Source organism: Sphingomonas albertensis (assembly GCF_014358075.1).
Taxonomy (GTDB): domain Bacteria; phylum Pseudomonadota; class Alphaproteobacteria; order Sphingomonadales; family Sphingomonadaceae; genus Sphingomonas; species Sphingomonas albertensis.
Genome location: NZ_JACONT010000024.1, coordinates 22,489 through 43,544 on the forward strand (window position 1 = coordinate 22,489; position 21,056 = coordinate 43,544).

Annotated in this window: 20 protein-coding genes and 1 tRNA gene; 10 read left to right on the forward strand and 11 right to left on the reverse strand. The window is 65.8% G+C overall.

Annotated features, from left to right (window positions below):
- Window positions 1-106: 106 nt before the first annotated feature.
- Window positions 107-1,030 (forward strand): lipoyl synthase, encoded by a 924-nt coding sequence (lipA, locus tag H8S47_RS11810; protein WP_187504061.1) that lies wholly within the window; start codon window positions 107-109, stop codon window positions 1,028-1,030.
- Window positions 1,030-1,533, forward strand: a complete 504-nt coding sequence (locus H8S47_RS11815) for a type II toxin-antitoxin system RatA family toxin (protein ID WP_187504062.1) — start codon at window positions 1,030-1,032, stop codon at window positions 1,531-1,533. The genes lipA and H8S47_RS11815 overlap by 1 nt, the downstream gene beginning before the upstream one ends.
- Here H8S47_RS11815 and H8S47_RS11820 read toward each other — a convergent pair.
- From H8S47_RS11820 to H8S47_RS11830, 3 genes are read right to left on the reverse strand one after another with little or no spacing between them, the layout of a single operon-like run.
- Entirely contained in the window at window positions 1,449-1,994 is a 546-nt protein-coding gene (locus H8S47_RS11820) for a CinA family protein (protein ID WP_187504063.1), read from the reverse strand. The two genes, H8S47_RS11815 and H8S47_RS11820, sit on opposite strands and share 85 nt — an antisense overlap.
- Window positions 1,994-2,530 (reverse strand): hypothetical protein, encoded by a 537-nt coding sequence (locus tag H8S47_RS11825; RefSeq protein WP_235982811.1) that lies wholly within the window; start codon window positions 2,528-2,530, stop codon window positions 1,994-1,996. Before H8S47_RS11825 ends, H8S47_RS11820 begins: the two co-directional genes overlap by 1 nt.
- Entirely contained in the window at window positions 2,527-3,678 is a 1,152-nt protein-coding gene (locus tag H8S47_RS11830) for a bifunctional 2-C-methyl-D-erythritol 4-phosphate cytidylyltransferase/2-C-methyl-D-erythritol 2,4-cyclodiphosphate synthase (RefSeq protein ID WP_187504064.1), read from the reverse strand. Before H8S47_RS11830 ends, H8S47_RS11825 begins: the two co-directional genes overlap by 4 nt.
- A gap of 91 nt (window positions 3,679-3,769) precedes the next feature.
- Between H8S47_RS11830 and dusB the strand changes: the two genes are divergently transcribed.
- The 7 genes from dusB (at window position 3,770) to hflX (ending at window position 12,927) form a co-directional block, all read left to right on the forward strand.
- Entirely contained in the window at window positions 3,770-4,768 is a 999-nt protein-coding gene (gene dusB / locus H8S47_RS11835; protein WP_187504065.1) for a tRNA dihydrouridine synthase DusB, read from the forward strand.
- Window positions 4,755-5,819: a two-component system sensor histidine kinase NtrB gene (locus H8S47_RS11840; protein ID WP_187504066.1), complete on the forward strand. Its 1,065-nt coding sequence runs from the start codon at window positions 4,755-4,757 to the stop codon at window positions 5,817-5,819. Before dusB ends, H8S47_RS11840 begins: the two co-directional genes overlap by 14 nt.
- A complete protein-coding gene (gene ntrC / locus H8S47_RS11845; RefSeq protein ID WP_187504067.1) occupies window positions 5,816-7,261 on the forward strand; it encodes a nitrogen regulation protein NR(I) in 1,446 nt (481 codons plus the stop codon). Before H8S47_RS11840 ends, ntrC begins: the two co-directional genes overlap by 4 nt.
- 61 nt (window positions 7,262-7,322) lie before the next feature.
- On the forward strand, window positions 7,323-9,593 hold the full coding sequence (locus tag H8S47_RS11850; RefSeq protein WP_187504068.1) for a sensor histidine kinase: 2,271 nt from the start codon (window positions 7,323-7,325) through the stop codon (window positions 9,591-9,593).
- 4 nt (window positions 9,594-9,597) lie between these two features.
- Window positions 9,598-10,974, forward strand: coding sequence for a nitrogen assimilation response regulator NtrX (gene ntrX / locus H8S47_RS11855; protein WP_128452791.1), 1,377 nt, complete (start codon window positions 9,598-9,600; stop codon window positions 10,972-10,974).
- An 88-nt stretch (window positions 10,975-11,062) separates the two neighbouring features.
- Complete coding sequence (hfq, locus tag H8S47_RS11860) at window positions 11,063-11,638, forward strand: RNA chaperone Hfq (protein ID WP_398457691.1); 576 nt, start codon at window positions 11,063-11,065, stop codon at window positions 11,636-11,638.
- Window positions 11,635-12,927 carry a GTPase HflX gene (hflX, locus tag H8S47_RS11865; protein ID WP_187504070.1) on the forward strand — a complete coding sequence of 431 codons (1,293 nt, stop codon included), beginning with the start codon at window positions 11,635-11,637 and terminating at the stop codon, window positions 12,925-12,927. The genes hfq and hflX overlap by 4 nt, the downstream gene beginning before the upstream one ends.
- Here hflX and mazG read toward each other — a convergent pair.
- The 8 genes from mazG to H8S47_RS11905 form a co-directional block, all read right to left on the reverse strand.
- The gene (gene mazG / locus H8S47_RS11870) at window positions 12,908-13,642 is read right to left on the reverse strand and encodes a nucleoside triphosphate pyrophosphohydrolase (RefSeq protein WP_187504071.1); all 735 of its coding nucleotides are present in this window, start codon (window positions 13,640-13,642) and stop codon (window positions 12,908-12,910) included. The genes hflX and mazG overlap by 20 nt on opposite strands.
- Window positions 13,643-13,711: 69 nt before the next feature.
- Window positions 13,712-14,299: a retropepsin-like aspartic protease family protein gene (locus H8S47_RS11875; RefSeq protein ID WP_187504072.1), complete on the reverse strand. Its 588-nt coding sequence runs from the start codon at window positions 14,297-14,299 to the stop codon at window positions 13,712-13,714.
- A complete protein-coding gene (locus tag H8S47_RS11880; protein WP_187504073.1) occupies window positions 14,296-15,060 on the reverse strand; it encodes an MBL fold metallo-hydrolase in 765 nt (254 codons plus the stop codon). The genes H8S47_RS11875 and H8S47_RS11880 overlap by 4 nt, the downstream gene beginning before the upstream one ends.
- On the reverse strand, window positions 15,057-15,848 hold the full coding sequence (locus tag H8S47_RS11885) for a TatD family hydrolase (RefSeq protein ID WP_187504074.1): 792 nt from the start codon (window positions 15,846-15,848) through the stop codon (window positions 15,057-15,059). The genes H8S47_RS11880 and H8S47_RS11885 overlap by 4 nt, the downstream gene beginning before the upstream one ends.
- The gene (metG, locus tag H8S47_RS11890; RefSeq protein ID WP_187504075.1) at window positions 15,848-17,395 is read right to left on the reverse strand and encodes a methionine--tRNA ligase; all 1,548 of its coding nucleotides are present in this window, start codon (window positions 17,393-17,395) and stop codon (window positions 15,848-15,850) included. The genes H8S47_RS11885 and metG overlap by 1 nt, the downstream gene beginning before the upstream one ends.
- A gap of 50 nt (window positions 17,396-17,445) precedes the next feature.
- A complete protein-coding gene (locus H8S47_RS11895; protein ID WP_187504076.1) occupies window positions 17,446-18,435 on the reverse strand; it encodes an AAA family ATPase in 990 nt (329 codons plus the stop codon).
- 28 nt (window positions 18,436-18,463) lie between these two features.
- Window positions 18,464-19,627, reverse strand: coding sequence for a D-alanyl-D-alanine carboxypeptidase family protein (locus tag H8S47_RS11900; protein ID WP_187504077.1), 1,164 nt, complete (start codon window positions 19,625-19,627; stop codon window positions 18,464-18,466).
- A 102-nt stretch (window positions 19,628-19,729) separates the two neighbouring features.
- On the reverse strand, window positions 19,730-20,776 hold the full coding sequence (locus tag H8S47_RS11905) for a lytic murein transglycosylase (RefSeq protein ID WP_187504078.1): 1,047 nt from the start codon (window positions 20,774-20,776) through the stop codon (window positions 19,730-19,732).
- A gap of 193 nt (window positions 20,777-20,969) precedes the next feature.
- Here H8S47_RS11905 and H8S47_RS11910 point away from each other — a divergent pair.
- Window positions 20,970-21,046, forward strand: a tRNA-Pro gene (locus H8S47_RS11910).
- Window positions 21,047-21,056 lie beyond the last annotated feature (10 nt).

The window sequence follows — 21,056 nt, forward strand, 5'->3', positions numbered from 1 at the left end:
GTTCGAACTGGTTCCCTCATTTTATCCCGTTTTTCCAGCCGTTCCAACCGGCCGACCTGATCCGCCGCCATTGTCTCGACGGCAGGGCGGGGCTATCTGGCACGACATGAACGAGATGACCCCGATCGCCCTCCCGCGTGCCCGCAAGCCCGATTGGATCCGCGTCAAGGCACCGACCTCCGCTGGCTTCGCGAAAACCCGCGAGCTCATGCGGTCGAAAAGCCTCACGACGGTGTGCGAAGAGGCGGCGTGCCCGAATATCGGCGAATGCTGGTCGAAGAAGCACGCGACGGTCATGATCCTCGGCGACACCTGCACGCGCGCCTGTGCGTTCTGCAACGTGAAGACCGGCATGCCGCGCGCGGTCGACCGGATGGAGCCGCAGAACGTCGCCGACGCCGCCGCGCAGATGGGTCTCAACCACATTGTCATCACCTCGGTCGATCGTGATGACCTGCCCGATGGCGGCGCGTCGCAGTTCGTCAAGGTGATCCAGGCGATACGCGCATCCAACCCGACGACGACGATCGAGATCCTGACCCCCGACTTCCGCAACAAGGCGCAGGCCGCGATCGAGTCGATCGTCGAGGCGCGTCCCGACGTCTACAACCACAATCTCGAAACCGTCCCGCGGCTCTATCCGACGATCCGCCCGGGTGCGCGCTACTACGCGTCGCTCCGCCTGCTGGAGAGCGTCAAGAAGCACGATCCGTCGATCTTCACCAAGTCCGGCGTGATGCTCGGGCTCGGCGAGGAGCGTCTGGAGATCCATCAGGTGATGGACGACATGCGCTGCGCCGACATCGATTTCCTGACGATGGGCCAGTATCTCCAGCCCACTCCGCGCCACGCCAAGGTCGCCGAGTTCGTGCCGCCCAAGGCGTTCGACGCCTATGCCTCGATCGCGCGCGCGAAGGGGTTCCTTCTGGTCGCATCGTCGCCGCTGACCCGGTCGAGCTATCACGCCGGCGACGATTTCGAGCGATTGCGCGCAAATCGTGACGCGAAGCTGGGCGTCGCGCGCATCTGATGCCGAAGCATTCCGAAACGCGTCATTTGCCCTACACCCCTGAGCAGATGTTCGACTTGGTGGCCGATGTCGGTCGCTATGCAGAGTTCCTGCCCTGGGTCAGCGCGATGCGAGTACGCTCGAACAGCGAGACCGAGACGCTCGCCGACATGATCGTCGGGTTCAAGGGCCTGCGCGAGACGTTCACCTCGCGCGTGCAGAAGGTCCGCCCGAGCGAATTGAACGTCGATTATGTCGATGGACCGCTGAAGTATCTGCGCAACGAATGGCATTTCCGGCCCGAGCCGCAAGGCTGTGCGGTCGATTTCACCGTCGACTTCGCGTTCAAGAACCGGATGTTCGAGATGATCGCCGGCCAGGTGTTCGGCGCTGCACTGCGCAAGATGATCGGTGCGTTCGAGACTCGCGCCGCCGAGCTTTACGGCGCCGAATCTTCCGCGGCCGAGTCTTCCGCGGCCGGCGCGTCGGGCAGCAAAAGTTCGAGCGCACACAACGCGGCCTGAAGCCGGATCCCGCCACGACCGAGATCGCCGAAATCCTTGCGATCGGCGTGAACGTCGGACGGATCGCGACCCTTCTCCGCACGACCGAACACGACCGTACCGACCGGCTTCTTGAGCGATCCGCCTCCGGGGCCCGCTACGCCCGTGATCGCGACGGCGATATCCGCGCCCGACTGCTTCAACGCGGCCTGTGCCATGCTCCACGCGACCGCGATCGAGACCGCGCCGAACGTTTCGAGCACGTCCGAGCTGATCTTCAGCACGCCGAGCTTGGCCTCGTTCGAATAGGTGACGAAGCCGACTTCGAACACGTCGGACGATCCGGGAATTTCCGTCAACGCAGCGGCGACGAGGCCACCGGTGCAGCTCTCGGCGACCGCGACACGGCGACCGATCGCGCGGTTCTGCTCGACGACCTTGCGTGCGGCGTCGACCAGTTCGGCGGGAAGGATGGTATCCATCAGCGAGTCTCCACCGGGCACAGCAGCATCGCCACCGCGGCGATATCACCGCCGCGCGGCTTCTGGGATTTCAGGTACCGCAACGTCTCCACGACGATGGCCGCGGTGTTGCGGGGCGGCAGGGGTTGCAGCAGCGTCAGCATCCGATCGATCGTCCCGCAATCGCGCGTCGCGATCCGACCGACGATCTGCGGCACCAGCAACGTCGTCAGCAATGGCCGCGCGAACTCCGAATCGAGCATCGCGTCGACCGCCGGATCGCTCAGCTTGACGATCGCCGCGCGAGCGGACGGCCAGGCGCGGTCGGACTCGATCTGATAGCGATCGATCAGCGCACTCGACTGCCGCCGGATCAGGCTGGCGGCCGGGAGTTGCGCCGCGCAGACGCGACCGGTTTCGCGGAGGATGTCAGGCATCGCGACCAGCGTCAGCGATTCGGCCTCGGGTCCGGTGATGCAGCGGGGTTGCGCAACCGCCGGGCTGGCGAGAAGCGCGACGGCGGCCAGCGCGGCGCCAATCCTCATGCGGGCCTTCATGCCGGTGCTCCTGGCACGCGGACGGTCGCGACGGCCTGTGCGGCGATGCCTTCGCCGCGGCCGGTGAAGCCGAGTCGCTCGGTCGTCGTCGCCTTGACGCTGACCCGGTCGAGCGTGAGCCCGAGCAATTCGGCAATCCGGGCGGTCATCGCCGCGCGGTGCGGACCGATCTTCGGTGCCTCGCACATGATCGTCAGGTCGACGAAATCGATTCGGCCGCGCTTGTCGGCGATCAGCTTGGCCGCATGCTGGAGGAACTGCGCGGAGTCGGCGCCCTTCCACTGCGGATCGCTCGGCGGGAAATGTGTGCCGATATCGCCGGCTGCGATCGTGCCGAGCAGCGCGTCGGTCAGCGCGTGGAGCGCGACGTCGGCATCGCTGTGCCCCGACAGGCCCTTGTCGTGCGGGACCAGGACGCCGCCGAGCCAGAGTTCCTCGCCGGTTTCGAGACGGTGGACGTCGAAGCCCATCGCGGTGCGGGTTTCATACGCGACACGCGCCTCGGCGGCGGCGAAATCTTCGGGGTGGGTGACTTTCTCGAGCATCGCCGAGCCCTGCACCAACGCGACGCCGACGCCAAGCCGCCGCACCATCTGCGCGTCGTCGGTGGCTTCCTCGTCTCCGAGCCAGACGGCGTGCGCGGCGCGTAGCGCTTCGACGGAAAACGCCTGCGGAGTCTGCACGCGGTTGAGGTCCGCGCGGGGCACGATGTCCCCAAGCAGCACGGTGCCGCGCGCAAGCGTATCGGTCACCGGGAGGACCGGAATGGCCGCGTCCCGGGTCTTCAAGGCTAAGACGAGCGAATCGATGACCTCGGCGGAAAGGAAAGGGCGGGCCGCGTCGTGGACCAGCACGTGTGTCGCATCGGTGATCGCCGCGAGCCCGTTCGCGACCGACTCGCGCCGGGTGGTTCCGCCGATGACGGTTCTCACGCTGCTGCCGAGCGACTCGGCGGCAAGAGCCTGCTGCCCTTCACCGATGATGACGATAGTCTCGGCAATCGCCGGATGCGTGGAAAACGCGTCGTAGGAATAGGCGACCATCGGACGCCCGGCGATCCGCGCATACTGCTTGGGAACCGATCCCCCGGCGCGCACGCCGGTTCCGGCGGCGACGATGATCGCAACGATACGGTGTGCCTGTGTCATCGTCGCGACCTAGCGCTTCGTCCGGAGGCTCGCCAGTCTTGCGACGGAGCGCGGGACAGGGTAGGGCGATGCCTCTTTTTCAGGCACATCCATGCGTAATCTATCTCCCATCCAGATCGGTCCCGTCCGGATCGAAAGCCCCGTCGTGCTCGCGCCGATGACCGGCGTCACCGACATGCCGTTCCGCACGCTGGTGCGACGCTATGGCTCGGGCCTCAACGTTACCGAAATGGTCGCGAGCCAGGCCGCCATCCGCGAGACTCGCCAGTCGCTCCAGAAGGCGGCATGGGATCGGCTCGAGGAACCGGTGTCGATGCAGCTGATCGGCTGCACCCCGTACGAGATGGGCGAGGCCGCCAAGCTCAGCCAGGATCGCGGCGCGGCGATCATCGACATCAACATGGGCTGTCCGGTGCGGAAGGTCGTCAACGGCGACGCGGGCTCGGCGCTGATGCGCGACACCAAGCTCGCCAGCGCGATCATCGAGGCCACCGTGAAGGCGGTCGACGTACCGGTGACGCTGAAAATGCGAATGGGCTGGTGCCATGACAGCCTCAACGCGCCCGACCTTGCGCGGATCGCCGAGGATCTCGGCATCAAGCTGATCACCGTTCACGGCCGCACGCGCAACCAGATGTACAAGGGCAATGCCGACTGGGGCTTCGTCCGCAAGGTCAAGGATGCAGTGAGCGTGCCGGTGATCGTCAACGGCGATATCTGTACCATCGAGGACGCCGAAGCAGCGATGGACCAGTCGGGCGCGGATGGCCTGATGATCGGTCGTGGCAGCTACGGCCGCCCATGGGTGCTCGGTCAGGTCATGGAGTGGTTCGCTACCGGCCGGCGCATCGAAGACCCGTCGATCACCGAGCAATATGACGCGATCGCAGGCCATTACGAGGCGATGCTCGAACATTACGGGATCGAGACCGGCGTCAACATGGCGCGCAAGCACATTGGCTGGTACACCAAGGGGCTGCCTGGTTCGGCCGAGTTCCGCAACAAGGTGAACCAGGTTCCCGATCCCAAGCAGGTCAAGGCGATGCTCGCCGAATTTTACGCTCCCTGGCGCGACCTTGCAGCGGCCTGACACGCACTCTCGGGTACGGCCGGGTTTTGCGGAGTTGTTCGCGGCGCTTCCGGTCGCCGTCGTAGTGGTCGATCCGAATCAGCGCGTCGCACATGCCAACGCGCTCGCCGAGCAACTGTTGAATCTGTCGGAGCGGCTGATGATCGGCCAGCCGCTCGATGCGATCATCCCGCCGCCCGACGATCCGCGCAATCGCGACGGGCACGGGCTCGCGGTGTACGATACCGAGATGTCGACCGCGCGGGGTGGCAAGATCCGGGTCGATTTCGCCGAGACGCAGATTGCCGACTACCCGGGGTGGCGTGCGATCACGCTGCATTCCGCGGCAACTTCGCGGCGGCTCGGCCATTCCGCCGACCGCGCGGCCGGCGCGCGTGCGGCTGTCGGTGCGGCGGCGATGCTCGCGCACGAGATCAAGAACCCGCTATCCGGCATCCGCGGCGCCGCGCAGTTGCTCGGTGCGGGCGAACTGACGACGCTGATCGTGACCGAAGTCGACCGGATCGCGGCGTTGATCGACCGGATGCAGGATTTCAGCGACACGCGTCCGCTGCCGCTCGCCAGCGAAAACATCTATCCGTTGCTCGGCCATGCGCGTCGGCTGGCGCTCGCCGGGTTCGCGCGCGGGATTTCAATCGAGGAACGCTTCGATCCGTCGCTCCCGCCCGCGCAGATCAACCGCGACGCACTGCTCCAGATCGTCATAAACCTGCTCAAGAACGCACGCGAAGCAGTTCGAAACGAACGCGAACCTCGGCTCGTGATGACGACCGCCTACCGCCACGGCATCACCGTCAGTTCGGCCCCAGGCAAGCCACGCCTGCCGCTCCCGATCGAGATCTGCGTGTTCGACAATGGTCCCGGTGCCCCGGCCGATATCGCCGACCATCTGTTCGATCCGTTCGTATCGGGTCGGCGCGAAGGGCAGGGGCTTGGCCTCGCGCTGGTCGACAAGCTCACGCGCGACATGGGCGGGATCGTCCAATATGCCCGCGAAGGAAATCCCGAAATGACCGTCCTCCGCCTGCTGCTGCCAAGAGCGGCATCGTGAGCACCGTTCTGGTCGTCGACGACGACGCCGCGATTCGGACCGTTGTTGCGCAGGCGCTCCGCCGTGCCGGGCATGAGGTGTCGGTCGCCGACAGCCTCGCGCAACTCGAACGCGCGCTCGCCGCATCGCTCCCCGATGTCCTCGTCACCGACGTCATTCTTCCGGACGGCGACGGTATCGATCATGTCCGCAGCGTTGCCGCGCGCTTTCCCCTTCTGCCGATCATTGTCCTCTCGGCGCAGAACACGCTGACCACCGCGGTCCGCGCGGCCGAGGTCGGCGCATACGAGTATCTGCCCAAGCCGTTCGATCTCGACGTGCTGGCCCGCGCGGTGGCTGGTGCGCTCGCGCGTGGCGGGATGGTGTCGGAGGAGGCGCTCCACGACGAGGATCGCGCACTGCCGCTGATCGGGCGGTCGGCGGCGATGCAGGACGTCTACCGGATCATCGCGCGGGTCGTCTCGAATGACCTGACGGTGCTGATCTCGGGCGAATCGGGCACCGGCAAGGAACTCGTCGCGCGCGCAATCCACGATCTCGGCCCACGCAACGCCGCGCCGTTCGTGGCGATCAACATGGCCGCGATCCCGCGCGAGCTGATCGAGGCCGAACTGTTTGGCCATGAGCGCGGTGCGTTCACCGGCGCGGCGACGCGTAACGCCGGGCGGTTCGAACAGGCGTCGGGCGGCACGTTATTCCTCGACGAGATCGGCGATATGCCGATGGAAGCGCAGACCCGCCTGTTGCGGGTGCTACAGTCGGGCGAGTTCACCAGCGTCGGCGGCGCGCGGACGATCCGCGTCGACGTCCGCATCGTCGCCGCCACCAACCGCGATCTCAACGCGCAGGTCGCCGCGGGGCATTTTCGCGAAGACCTGTTCTACCGCCTCAACGTCGTCCCGATCACGCTGCCGCCACTCCGCGAGCGTCGCCAGGATATTGCGTTGCTCGCCCGCCATTTCCTTGATCACGCCGCGGTGCAGGGCCTGCCGCGCCGCCAGCTCGGCAGCGACGCCCTCACCGCGCTCGGTGCGCATGACTGGCCCGGCAACGTCCGCGAACTCGAAAACCTGATGCGCAGGCTGGCAGTGCTGGCGCGTGACGAGGTGATTGGAGCCGACGCGATCAAGGCAATGATCGGCACGCAGGCAATCGCCGGTGAGCCGGGCGATATCGAGATCGGCCACGCGGTCCGCGCGATGATCGAACGGATCGCGCGGGAAAACCCTGCAGCGCTCGACGACGGCACGCTGTACGATCGGATCATCGGCGAAGTCGAACGCCCGCTGATCGAGGCGATGCTTGCGCGCCACGGCCAGAACCAGCTCCGCGCCGCCCGGGCGATGGGAATCAACCGCAATACCCTGCGCAAGCGGCTCGATACGCTCGGCATCGATATCGGCCATGGCGGGAGCGATATGCAACGGGCCGAAGACGCGTAACGCGGTCGAATTCCGTATTATGTGGTTTCCCGGCAACGGTTGACGTTGTATCGGGGCAACGATGATCGCTTCCGCGACGCTACCGATGGATGATGACGGGCCTGCACACCGGTTCGCGGTGACGCCTGCGATCGAGGCGCTGGTTCTAGCGGTGGCCGTCGCGATCGGCGTCGCGAGCTATTTCATCATCACCGGCACCGACGCGCCGCAACGCTTGATCCCGCCGCCGCTGGTCGCCCTGTTGCTCGTCGCCAACCTCGTTCCCGGCATCGCGTTGCTGATGTTGCTAGGCCGCCGCGTGGCGATGCGGCGCGCGGCACGATCGCCTGTAGGCGGCGGTGGGCGCCTTCACGTCCGCCTCGTTGCGCTGTTCTCGATCGTCGCCGCGGTACCCATGCTGCTGGTGACGATCTTCGCCTCTCTGCTGTTCCAGTACGGCGTCCAGTTCTGGTATTCGGACCAGGCGCGCGGGATGCTCGAGAACGCCACCGCGCTCGCGCAATCCTCCTATGCGCGCCAGCTCAGCCGCTGGGAGGAGGCGACCGTAACGATGGCCGCCGACATGTCGGGCTATCTCGAGGCGAAATCGCTCCAGAGCCCCGATTTTTCCGGCTATTTTCTCCAGCAGGTCTATTATCGCAGCCTGTCCGAGGCGGCGCTGTTCAAGGTTACGCCGGACAACGAGATCCAGACCTTCGCGGTCGTCGACCCCTACAAAATCGATTTCGCCCGCCAGGTGACCCCGCAGTCGATCGCCCAGCTCCGTGCCGGCAAGTCGGCGGTCGTCGCGGTCACCGGTGACCGGATCCAGACGATCACGCTGCTGCCCGGTTCCGACGAGCTGTTCCTCTATGCCGGGCGCGTCGAGGATACCAAGCTGCTCTCCGGCCAGACCGTCCGCGCGAACGAGGTACTGACCAGCTACCGCTCGCTGCTGGCGCGCTCGCGGAGCCTCCAGTTGCGGTTCAACGCCGCGTTGCTCGTCATCTCGCTGCTGATCGTCGGGGTCGCCGTCTGGATCGCGCTCGCGGTGGCCGATCGGCTCGTCCGTCCCGTCGGCGAACTCGTCGATGCCGCGCGGCGCGTCGCGGGCGGCGACTTGACCGCGCGCGTGCCGGACCCGCGCAGCCGCGACGAAGTCGGAACGCTAGCCAACGCCTTCAACCAGATGACCGGGCAGCTCGAAGAGCAGAATACCGAACTCGTCACCGCCAACGGCCAGCTCGAAAACCGACGCGCGTTGATCGAGGCAGTGATGGCCGGCGTCTCGGCAGGCGTCGTCGCGACCGGACGCGAGCGCACGATAACGATCGCCAATGATTCCGCGGTCACGCTGCTCGGGACCGATGCGGGCGGTCTCGTCGGACGCAAGCTGGTCGATGTCGCTCCCGAACTCGACGCGATGCTCGACGGGGGCGACCGAGAGGCGATCGTCGAGGTCGGGCAGGGCGGTGACGTCCGCACGCTGGCGGTCCGCATCGCCCGCCCGGCCACAGGTCCGATCCTTACCTTCGACGATATCACGCAGCAACTGCTCGATCAGCGCCGCGCGGCCTGGTCCGACGTCGCCCGACGGATCGCGCACGAGATCAAGAACCCGCTGACACCGATCCAGCTCGCGGCCGAACGCCTGCAACGACGCTATGGCGCGAAGGCCGAGATGCAGGACGGCACGTTCTCGCGGCTCACCGACACGATCATCCGCCAGGTCGGCGACCTGCGCCGCATGGTCGACGAATTCTCGTCGTTCGCGCGCATGCCCAAGCCCGTCTTCCGCGAGGAGTCGCTGGTCGATGCCGCCCGCCAGGCGCTTTTCCTACACGAGGTGGCGCATCCCTCGATCGGCTTCCACCTCGTCAACGACGATCCCGGCTTGGCGCTGGTTTGCGATCGTCGGCAGATAGGCCAAGCCCTCACGAACATCGTGAAGAACGCAGTCGAAGCCACTGAAACACGCGGCGAACCCGGTGGATCGGTGACGATGACGCTCAGCCAGGAGGTCGGCCGGAGCGTGACGATCGCGGTCGCCGATACCGGCGTCGGCCTGCCCGCCGACCGCGACCGGATCATGGAGCCCTATGTCACGACGCGGGCGCGCGGCACCGGCCTCGGGCTTGCCATCGTCAAGAAGATCATTGAGGAGCATTGTGGAACGATCGGCTTCTCCGATCGGCCGGGTGGCGGCACGCTCGTCACCATGACCTTCGACACCAGGGCTCTGGCAGCACTGGACCAGGGGGGCCTGAACCAAGTGGGCCTCGACGCAGGGGGGCCGCTACCCGAGGGGGCAGGGGATGGCCAACTCGCCACCATGACTCGTAACCGGACATGATTTGATGGCGCTCGATATTCTCGTCGTGGACGACGAACGTGACATTCGCGAACTGGTCGCCGGCGTCCTCGAAGACGAAGGCTATGACACGCGCGACGCCGGCGACAGCGATTCCGCGCTGGAGGCGATCGCCGCACGGCGTCCGTCGCTGGTGCTGCTCGACGTCTGGCTTCAAGGCTCGCGGCTCGACGGCCTCGAACTGCTCGACGAGATCAAGCGTCGCGACCCGTCGATCCCCGTCCTCGTCATCTCGGGGCACGGCAATTTGGATACCGCGGTCGCCGCGATCCGGCGTGGCGCGTCCGACTTCATCGAAAAGCCGTTCGAGGCCGAGCGCCTGCTGCTCATGGTGGCGCGTGCGACCGAGACCGAACGGCTGCGGCGCGAAGTCGCCACCCTGCGCGCGACGGTCGGCCGCGAGACCGATCTCACCGGCAGTTCTGGCGCGATCAACGGCGTCCGGGCGACGCTCAAGCGGGTCGCGGCAACCGGTAGCCGCGTGCTCGTGATGGGCGGCGCAGGCGTCGGCAAGGAAGTCGCCGCGCGGCTGCTGCATGGCTGGAGCCAGCGCACCGACGCACCGTTCATCGTCGTGAGCGCGGCGCGGATGACGCCCGAGCGGGTCGACGAGGAACTGTTCGGGGTCGAGGAGGCGGGCGATCTCGTCCGTCCCGGCCTGTTCGAGCAGGCACATGGTGGCACGTTGTTTCTCGACGAGATCGCCGACATGCCGATCACGACGCAGGCGCGGATCCTGCGCGCGCTGACCGACCAGAGTTTCACGCGGGTTGGTGGCACGCGGGTCGTCAAGGTCGACGTTCGCGTCGTCTCGGCGACGGCGCGCGACCTCGTATTCGAGATCGCCGAGGGGCGCTTTCGCGAAGACCTTTATTACCGCCTCAACGTCGTCCCCGTGACGATCCCGCCGCTGTCCGATCGCCGCGAGGACATTCCCGCGCTGGTCCAGCACTTCATCGCGCATTACGCGTCCGAACGCCGCGTACCGACGCCGGAGATCGCGCCTGATGCGATGGTCGCGCTGCAATCCTATGATTGGCCCGGCAACGTCCGCCAGTTGCGCAACGTGGTCGAGCGGACGATCATCCTCGCGCCTGGCGATCGCATCGGCCGGATCGACATCGACCTGTTGCCCGCCGAAGTGCTCGGCGATCAGGGCGACATGGGGGCGGCGGGCGGCACCGCGATCATGGGATCGCCGCTGCGGGAGGCGCGCGAGACGTTCGAGCGCGAATATCTGCGCGTCCAAATCCGACGTTTTTCGGGCAATATCTCGCGCACGGCCAGCTTTATCGGCATGGAACGCTCGGCCTTGCACCGGAAACTCAAGCTGCTCGGAATCACCGAAACACGCGACGAATAGCACGCCGCAATTTCGCCGCCCTCTGGAACTATGGGGGTGTCGATCATAAATCACATACGGTGCCCGGTAACCGGGTGCATCTCCGACGCTGGGAAACAGCGCCTTGCGGGCAAAGTCCCGCCAAAAACAAAGGGTTATCCCATTGGCCGATAAACCAGGCTCGCTTCAGGACCTCTTCCTGAACGCACTCCGGCGCTCCAAGACGCCGGTCACGATGTTCCTCGTCAAGGGCGTGAAGCTCCAGGGCATCGTCACATGGTTCGATAATTTTTCCGTGCTGCTCCGCCGCGATGGCCAGTCGCAGCTGATCTACAAGCATGCCATTTCGACGATCATGCCAGCAGGCCCGATGGACGTGTCGGCAATCGTCGATGCCGTCGGAGAGAACCAGAAGAAGCACCCGTTGTTGCAGGACATCTTCCTCAACGCGGTGCGCAAGTCCGAAGACAGCGTGACGATGTTCCTGATCAACGGCGTCATGCTGCAGGGCCAGATCGCCGGCTTCGACCTGTTCTGCATGCTGCTCCAGCGCGAGGGCATGGCGCAGCTCGTCTACAAGCATGCAGTCTCGACGATCCAGCCGGCGCGCCCGCTGAACCTCGCCGAGGAACCCACCGATACGGATGATGCGGATGACGCAGATGATGCGGACCACGGCGATTGAGTAGCGGTTTCGAACGCGATCGGGACGAGTTCGCCCGCGGTACGCGCGTGATCGTGGTGTTGCCCGATCAGGGCGACGCCTCGCGCGACGTCGATGCTCGCCTGGAGGAGACCGCTGGTCTCGCCGCGGCGATCGGCGTCGAGGTCGTCGAGCGGATCGCCTATCGCGTTCGCCAGCCCAAGCCGGCGACGCTGATCGGCAGCGGACAGGTCGAACTGCTCGCGACCCAGGTGCGGATGGAAGAAGCGGGGCTCGTCGTGTTCGACGCGAGCCTCAGCCCGGTCCAGCAGCGCAATCTCGAAAAGGCGCTCGAAACCAAGGTTATCGATCGCACCGGCCTGATCCTTGAGATCTTCGGCGAGCGCGCCGCGACCGCCGAGGGTCGGTTGCAGGTCGAACTGGCGCATCTCGATTATCAGGCGGGGCGGTTGGTCCGCAGCTGGACCCATCTTGAGCGCCAGCGCGGCGGTTTCGGCTTCCTGGGCGGCCCGGGCGAGACCCAGATCGAGGCGGATCGCCGTCTGATCCGCGACCGGATGGCCCGGCTGAAGCGTGAGCTCGAGCAGGTCAGCCGCACGCGGGGGCTTCACCGTGAGCGCCGCCAGCGCGCCCCGTGGCCGGTTATCGCTCTGGTCGGCTATACCAATGCAGGCAAGTCGACGCTGTTCAACCGGCTGACCGGAGCGGACGTGATGGCGGAGGACTTGCTGTTCGCTACGCTCGATCCGACGTTGCGGCAGATCCAGCTACCCGGCATCGACAAGGCGATCCTGTCCGACACCGTCGGGTTCGTCTCGGATCTTCCCACCCAGCTGGTCGCTGCGTTCAAGGCGACGCTCGAGGAGGTCGTGTCGGCGGACCTGCTCGTCCATATCCGCGATATCGCGCATCCCGATACCGAGGCTCAGCGCACCGACGTCGAAACCGTCCTAGCCGAAATTGGCGTGGACGAGAACACGCCGCGGTTCGAGGTTTGGAACAAGCTCGATCTGCTCGATGCCGATACGCATGACGAGATCGCCGCGCAGGCCTCGCATCGTGACGACGTCGTGGCGATCTCGGCCCTGAGCGGGGAAGGGGTGGATACGCTGATCCACCAAGTCGCCGCCAAGCTCACCGGCGCGCATCGACGGTATAGCATCACGCTCGATGCTACCGATGGGGCGGGTGCGGCGTGGCTCCATGCACACGGCGAGGTGCTTGGCAGATTGGACGACGAACTCGAGACGACCTACGACGTGCGACTGTCTGAAAGCGATTACGACCGGTTCATCCGTCGCGACGCTTGACCGCCTGCCAAAGGGCTTCCTTCTGATCGAGTGTCATGGCGGCGAAGGCGTCGCCGCCATCGGCCTCGATCGCCCGAAAGCGTGCCTCGAACTTGGCATTGCCGGCGCGTAACGCGGCTTCGGGATCGACACCGAGATGACGGGCCCAGTTCGTCACGGCGAACAGCAGGTCGCCGATCTCTTCTGCGATCGTGTCCGAGCCGGCTTCGCGAACCTCTTCGATTTCCTCGAAAACCTTCGCAAGCGGACCCGCTGCATCGGGCCAGTCGAACCCCACGCGCGCTGCACGCTTCTGCAATTTCTCGGCACGCGACAAGGCGGGCAGGCCGATCGCGACGCCGGCCAACGCGCTGGGATCGGACTTCTCCGCACGCTCGCCGGCCTTGATCGTTTCCCATCCGGGCGACTTCACCGCATCACCGAAGATATGCGGGTGGCGGCGCTCCATCTTGTCGCTGATCGCGGCGACGACGTCGGAAAGCGTGAACGCACCCGATTCCTCGGCGATACGGCTATGGAACACGACCTGAAGCAGCAGATCGCCAAGTTCGTCCTTGAGATCGGCTGGGTCGTCGCGGGCGATCGCGTCGGCAACCTCATACGCTTCCTCGATCGTGTACGGCGCGATCGTCGACCAAGTCTGCACCCGATCCCATTCGCATCCGTCGACCGGATCACGCAACCGCGCCATGATGGAAGTGAGGCGTTCGATCATAGGGGGCACCTGTAAATTTGCATCGATCCGCTGACTATCTCAAGATCGATAATATACATTATGTAAAATCTATTCCTGGATCGGGGTCAGGATGAGCGTGGCGTTCTCGACCCGCCACGATCCCAGCTTCGACAGAAAGTTCATGCCGATGACGTCGGTGTCCCCGAAAGACGGCGCCGTGACGATGCCAAGATCGGTCGCGGTGATCGTGCCGATCGTGATGCGCTTGGCCGTCGCGGTCCGCGCCGACACGTCGCCGTTCGCGGTCGAGATGATAACCGGGAACGGGCTTTCGTCGCTATCGAGTCCCGCAGCGTTCGCAGTGGCCGTCGACAGCGCGGTCGTCGTCGCACCGCTGTCGATCAGCATGCGCCGCCGTACGCCGTCGATATCGACATCGGCCCAGAAATGCCCGTCCTCGGCCATGCGTATCCGCGTTTCGGTACCGCTGACCTGCTGGTCTGCGAACAGGGTCTTCAGTCCCGACAGCCGGTCCCGCTGGCTCGCGATCAGCAAAGCCACCACAAAGATCGCGACCCACGCCAGGGCCATTTTCAGCACGGGTTTCAGCGGCAACCGGCGCGCTACCAGCGCGGACAGCGGCAGGATCAGCATGACCGCGTACAGCGCGAACTGGGCTGCGCGGTCGCCGATCATGCGGTGAGGACTAGCCCGTCATAGCCGGGCTCGACACCGACCGGGAGTTCATGGCGCAGCGTTGCGTAATCCATCGTGTTGTCCATATGGATCAGCGCCGTCCGCTTCGGCGTCAGGCGCTCCACCCAGTTCAGGACAGCCGGCAATTCCATATGCGTCGGGTGCGGACGTCGGCGGAGTGCGTCGACGACCCAGATGTCGAGATCCTGATACAGGGCGACCATGTCATCGGTCATCACGTTGAAATCCGTCGCATATCCAACCGAGATACCGTCCGCATCGAACCGCAGGCCGGCTGCGTGGATGCTGCCGTGCGGCTGGTCGGCAACGCGGATGTCGATGCCACCGATCGTCAGTCGGTCCGGCAAGACTTCGGCGGCGATGGTCGGCGGATAGCCGGGGCGACCGTGAAACGCATAGGTGAACCGCGCGTCCAGCGCCGCCAGCGTGACTGGCCGCGCATAGCCGCGGACCGGCGTTCCGGTCGCGTGGAAGAGTTGCCGTACATCGTCGATGCCGTGGCAGTGATCGGCATGGTCGTGCGTCCAGATCACCGCGTCTACCCGGTCGATGTCGGCCAGCAGCAACTGCTCGCGCATGTCGGGACTGGTGTCGATCAGGATCCGGGTGCCGTCATGCTCGACCAGCGCGGACGCACGAGTGCGGCGATTGCGCGGCTCGCTCGGATCGCATTCGCCCCAGTCGTTGCCGATCCTCGGCACGCCGGAGGATGTGCCGGAGCCGAGGATCGTGATCTTCATGCCGAAGCCCCTGACACCCGCGTCTTGCCGAACAGCGTGTGGAAGTTCTCGGCCGTACGGCGCGACAATTCCTCGACATCTTCGCCGCGAAGGTTGGCGAGGAACGCCGCGGTATCGGCAACGAACCCAGGTTCGCCGGTCTTGCCCCGATGCGGCACCGGCGCAAGGAACGGCGCGTCGGTCTCGATCAGCAGTCGTTCGATCGGCAGGCGCGCGGCCGTCTCCTGAAGATCCCGCGCGTTCTTGAACGTCACGATCCCCGAGATCGAGATATAAAGCCCCATATCCAGCGCCTTGTCAGCGAAAGCTCCACTCGCGGTGAAGCAGTGGATTACGCCGGGATAGGCCCCCTTCCCCATCTCCTCGGCCATGATCGCGGCGGTATCGTCCTCGGCATCGCGGGTGTGGACGACGATCGGCAGACCGGTCTCGCGCGACGCGGCGATGTGCGCGCGGAAGCTCGCCTGCTGGCGGGCGCGGTCCGAGGTGTCGCGGAAATAGTCGAGGCCGGTTTCGCCGAGCCCTACCACGCGTGGATGCCGTGCGCGCTCTATCAGCTTGGCGGCGTCCACGTCGGGATACACGTCGGCCTCGTTCGGGTGGATACCGATCGTCGCCCAAACGTCCGGCTCGCGCTCGGCGGTGGCGACGATATCGTCCCACTCGCTCTCCCGCGTCGAGATGTTGAGCATCGCCGTCACACCGCGGGCACGTGCGCGTTCTAGCACCGCCTGCTGGTCCTCGACGAGGCCCTTGTAGTTCAGGTGGCAATGGCTGTCGGCGAGCATCAGGCCTCCGCGGGCATTTCGAGACGGGGAAACACGGGCGATGGCGGTGCGATCCGGAAGTCCGATGCGGCGATCCGGTCGTACCAGCCATCGTCGTCGATCGCGGCATGGTCGCGCTCGGTCGCGCCGATCTGATCGAGCACCTTGCCAGCAGACTCGGGGACGACCGGCAATATCGCGATCGCGAGCATGCGGATCGCGCGGACCAGCGTGCGGAGCACCGCGTTCATCCGCTCGGGATCGGTCTTACGCAACGCCCAGGGCGCCTGCGCATCGATATACTGGTTGCACGCGAACACGCCGCGCATCCACGCCTCGATGCCCTGCGAAAGCGCGAGATCTGTGAAGCCGGCCCTGAACCCCGCACAAGCGACGACGACCTCCTCGATCAGCATGCCGTCGGCATCCTGAACCGTACCCGCGGTGGGAAACTCGCCGGCCAAGTTCTTGGCGATGAACGACAAGGTCCGCTGCGCGAGGTTGCCGAAGCTGTTCGCCAGCTCGGCATTCACGCGCATGACGATCGCCTCAGGCGAGTAGCTGCCGTCCTGCCCGAAGCTGACCTCGCGCAGGAAGAAATAGCGCAACGCATCGACGCCGAACGCATCGGCCAACGCCATCGGATCGACGACGTTGCCGACCGACTTCGACATCTTCTCGCCGCGGGTAAGCAGGAAGCCGTGGCCGAACACACTCTTAGGCAAGGGAATGCCCGCCGACAGCAGGAACGCCGGCCAATAGACCGCATGGAAGCGGACGATATCCTTGCCGATCAGATGGATATCCGCCGGCCAGTATTTCGCCTTGTCGCCGGTCATGTCGGGATAGCCGATCCCAGTCAGGTAATTGGTGAGCGCGTCGACCCACACATACATGACATGTCCGGGGCTGCCCGGCACCGGAACGCCCCAGTCGAAGCTGGTGCGCGAGACCGACAGATCCTTCAGGCCACCCTCGACGAAGCGCATCACTTCGTTGCGACGGCTTTCAGGCCGGATGAAATCGGGATTGGCGGCGAACAGATCGAGCAAGGGCTGCTGATATTTCGACAGGCGGAAGAACCACGTCTCCTCCGCGGTCCATTCAACCGGCGTACCTTGCGGCGAGCGACGATCGTCGCCCTCCCCGGTCAGCTCGGACTCGTCGTAGAACGCCTCGTCGCGGACCGAATACCAGCCCTCGTAGCGGTCGAGATACAGGTCGCCCGCGTCCGCCATCGCCTGCCAGATCGCGGCACTCGCGGCGTAATGATCCTCGTCCACCGTCCGGATGAAGCGGTCATACGAGATGCCAAGACGATCCGCCATCTCGTGGAAATACGACGACATTTCGTTGGACAGGTCACGCACAGGCATGTCGCGGTCGCGCGCGGCCTGGACCATCTTGAGGCCATGCTCGTCGGTCCCGGTCTGGAACAGCACATCGCGGCCCGCCTGACGCTGGAAGCGGGCGATCGCGTCGGCGGCGATCATCTCATACGCATGGCCGATATGCGGACGGCCATTGGGATAGTGGATCGCGGTGGTGATATAGAAAGGATCGGCCATGCCGCGCTCCTAGAGCATCGCCCCGGTGAGGTGAAGCCTGCGCGGCCCGATCACTGGCGTAATGTCGCGACGATCCCCGCCATCTCGAACACGGTCGCCTGCGCGTCGAGCGACAGTCCGATCGCTGCGCCCGCGAGGTCGCGCGCTGCGGCATGCGCGTCGAGCGCGGATCGGAGCGCTGGGCCCGAGCGGGTCCGCGCCGCGTCGGCGATGAACGCCGGCGCACGGTCGAGAAACGCCTCGTACCGCGGTTGTGCCGCCTTGAGCCCGAGCGCCTTGGCGAGCTTCAACCGGCGTCCGTTATCCCGATCGCCGTCCTGCGCGATCGCGGCGATGGCATCGTCGATCGCCGCGATATCGAGCCCGGCATAGCGCAGCGCGCGGCCGGGCGCGCCATCACTCGCACGCACCAGCGCAGCAACCTCGCCCTCGTCGGCATCGGGCTGCAACGTTCGGATCGCGGTCGCGACCTCGTCGTCGGAAAGTGCCTCGAACCGCAATAGGCGGCACCGCGACCGGATCGTCGGCAGCAACCGACCCGGCGCGTGACTGACCAACAGGAATATCGTCCCGGCCGGCGGTTCCTCAAGGTTCTTGAGCAGCGCATTCGCCCCGCCTCGCTCCAGATCGTCGATTGCGTCGATCACCACGACGCGCCGCGGGCTCATCGACGGCGTCGTCGCGAACAGCGGTTGCAGCGTCCGCACCTGCGCGATCGTGATGCTCCGCGCGAGATCCTGGTCGGGCTTCTCCGGATCTTTCGGCAATCGCGCGAGCACGCGGAAATCGGGGTGCGACCCGGCCTCCATCAGCGACCGCGTCCGGTTCCCCTCGGGAACCTCCAACCCGGTCGATCCAGCATCGGGCCCAGCATCGGGATCGGCCGCATCCGCCAGCATGCGCATCGCTGCGGCGCGCGCGAAGCTCGCCTTGCCGACACCCTGCGGTCCGGCGATCAGCCACGCGTGATGCAACGACCCGCCGCGCATCGTCGCCATGAAGGCGGCCTGCGCGGCGGCGTTGCCGATGATCGACGTCATGCCGGCAACGCCGTCGGCGCCGGGGTCATCAGCCGAAAAAGCCGCTCAGTCCTGCCCATGCGCGCCCAAAGAACCCCGCGACCGCAACGTCCTTCTCGGCGACCAGCGGCATCGTCTGCTGGAGACCATCCGAGGTCGTGACGACGAGATCGGCGACGTGCTGGCCAGCCTTGATCGGCGCCTTGATCGGGCCCTGATAGACGACCTTCGCGGTCATGGTCGGCGAGGTACCAGCGGGCAGCGTCACGGTCAGCGCCTTGGGCGCGACGAGACCGACCGAAGAGCTGTCGCCCATCTGGACCGCGGCGGTCTCGACCTTTTTGCCCTTCGCGACGATCGGCTTCGACTGCCACGCACGGAAGCCCCACTCCATGAAGCGCACCGACTCTTCCGCACGCTGGCCTGCACTCGTCAGACCGGCGACGACCATAACCAGGCGACGGCCGTTCTGGATCGCGGACCCAGTGAAGCCGTAGCCGGCCTCCTCGGTGTGGCCGGTCTTGAGACCGTCGGCGCCGGCGACGCGACCGAGGATCGGATCGCGGTTCGCCTGCGTGATGGCGCTGCCGCCCATCGTCTTGCCCCAGGTGAAATCACGCTTCGAATAGAATTGCTTGTAGAGATCGGGATAGTTGGTGATCGTCGCCGCGGCGAGCTGCGCCAGATCATGCGCGGTCACATAGGTGACACCGTTATCGGGCCAGCCATTGGCGGTGCCGAAATGGCTGTCCTTGAGACCGAGTTCGGCCGCCTTGCGGTTCATCCGCTCGGTGAACGCCTGCTCCGACCCGGAGATGCCCTCGGCCAGCACGATGCACGCGTCGTTGCCCGACAACGTGACGATCCCGTACAGGAGGTTGGCGACGCTGACGTTCTCACCCGACGACAGGAACATCGTCGAACCCGCGGATGGACCATGCCATTTCGCCCAGGTCTCGGGCCGCACCGGCATCATCTGGTCGAGCTTCAGCTCGCCTTTCTTGACCATGTCGAACGCGACATAGACGGTCATCATCTTGGCGAGCGACGCGGGCGGCATGCGGCGATCCGCATCGCGCGCGAACAGGACCGCGCCCGACGATAGATCCTCCATATACGCGATCGGCGCGGCGGTCTGGAACTGCGGCGCGGCGGCGATGGACGGGTGCGCTAGCGCAATGGCGACGAGCGGTGCGACGATCAGCTTCTTCATGGGGTATTCCGTGAGCAAAAGGGCGGTCCGTGGGCAGGATGTGATGCAGGTCATAGCCGCGCCCGGCGACCGCGTCACGTATCCGTTGCGTGCAAATTCAGCCTAGCGCTCGACCGCGTCGGCAAGCAGCCCGACCGACAGCGCATAGAAATTCGAGCAGTTGTAATCGAGGATCACGCGGTAGTTGCTGGTCAGCAGATAGGCGGTCGCGCCCTGCCCGTCCGGCTCGAGCAGCGTCGCCATCACGCTGTCGGCGGGTAGGCTGCGACCTTGCGGCGAAATCCCCAGCGCGCGCCATTCGGCAATCGTCCGCCAGCCGCTATGCCGCTCGAACACGCGCGGGCAGCGCGGCGACACGAGCCGGTTGCGGACCTGCGATCGGTCGAACCCGGCGGGCACATTGACCGCGACACCCCAGGGCTGACCCGCACGCCAGCCCGCATCGACGAAATAATTGCCGATCGACGCCAGCGTATCCGCCGGGCTGTTCCAGATATCCGCACGGCCGTCGCCATCGCCGTCACGCGCCAGACGCAGATAGATCGACGGCAGGAATTGCGGATTGCCGGTCGCGCCCGCCCAGCTCCCCTTCAACTGGTCGCGCGTCACGCCGCGATCGAGCATCTTGAGCCCGGCGATGAACTCTCCCGCGAACAGCGATCGCCGTCGGCCTTCATAGGCAAGGCTGGCAAGCGAGCGGAGCAGATCGAAATTGCCGGTATAGCTGCCGTAATTCGTCTCATGCCCCCAGATCGCGACCATGATCGATTCGGGCACGCCCGTCGTCTGCTCGATCCGCTGCAACCGCGAGCGCTGCGCCTGATAGGTCTGGCGACCGCGCGCGATCCGCGCCGCATCGACATGCTGCGCGCGGTATGGGGCGAAGGCCGGGATCGCGCTGCTGCTGGTCGCGCCGGGTTGCTGCCTGTCGAGGTCGATGACCCGCTGGTTGAGGGTCAACCCCGGGAAGACCGCATCGGCGGTCCGCGTACTCACCCCATCCGCCAGCGCCTGTTGACGAAGGGTCATCATATAGGCCTGAAACCCCGCATCGTCCTGCGCCAATGCCGGGCCAGTCCCAGCCAGCACGGCAACGAAGCCGATCACGATCCTGCGCAGTCGCGCTGTTGCTGTCGATGTCCCGCCCATTGGCAGGCTCTGCCACAGACCCGCCGCGATCGGAACCTCGCATCGTCGCGCCAGCCGCACGTGCGGCCGTACGCTTCGCTACACTCCACACTCGACCTGCAAAGGGCGGACTCCCAGGCCGCGTTCCTTTTGCCGCTTCGAACACGATGTCGCTTGCCATCCGGCAAAAGCAGCGGCTAAGGGCCGTCGCAGTCGGGGAGTGGCGCAGGCTGGTAGCGCACCTGGTTTGGGACCAGGGGGTCGCAGGTTCGAATCCTGTCTCCCCGACCATCGAGTGACG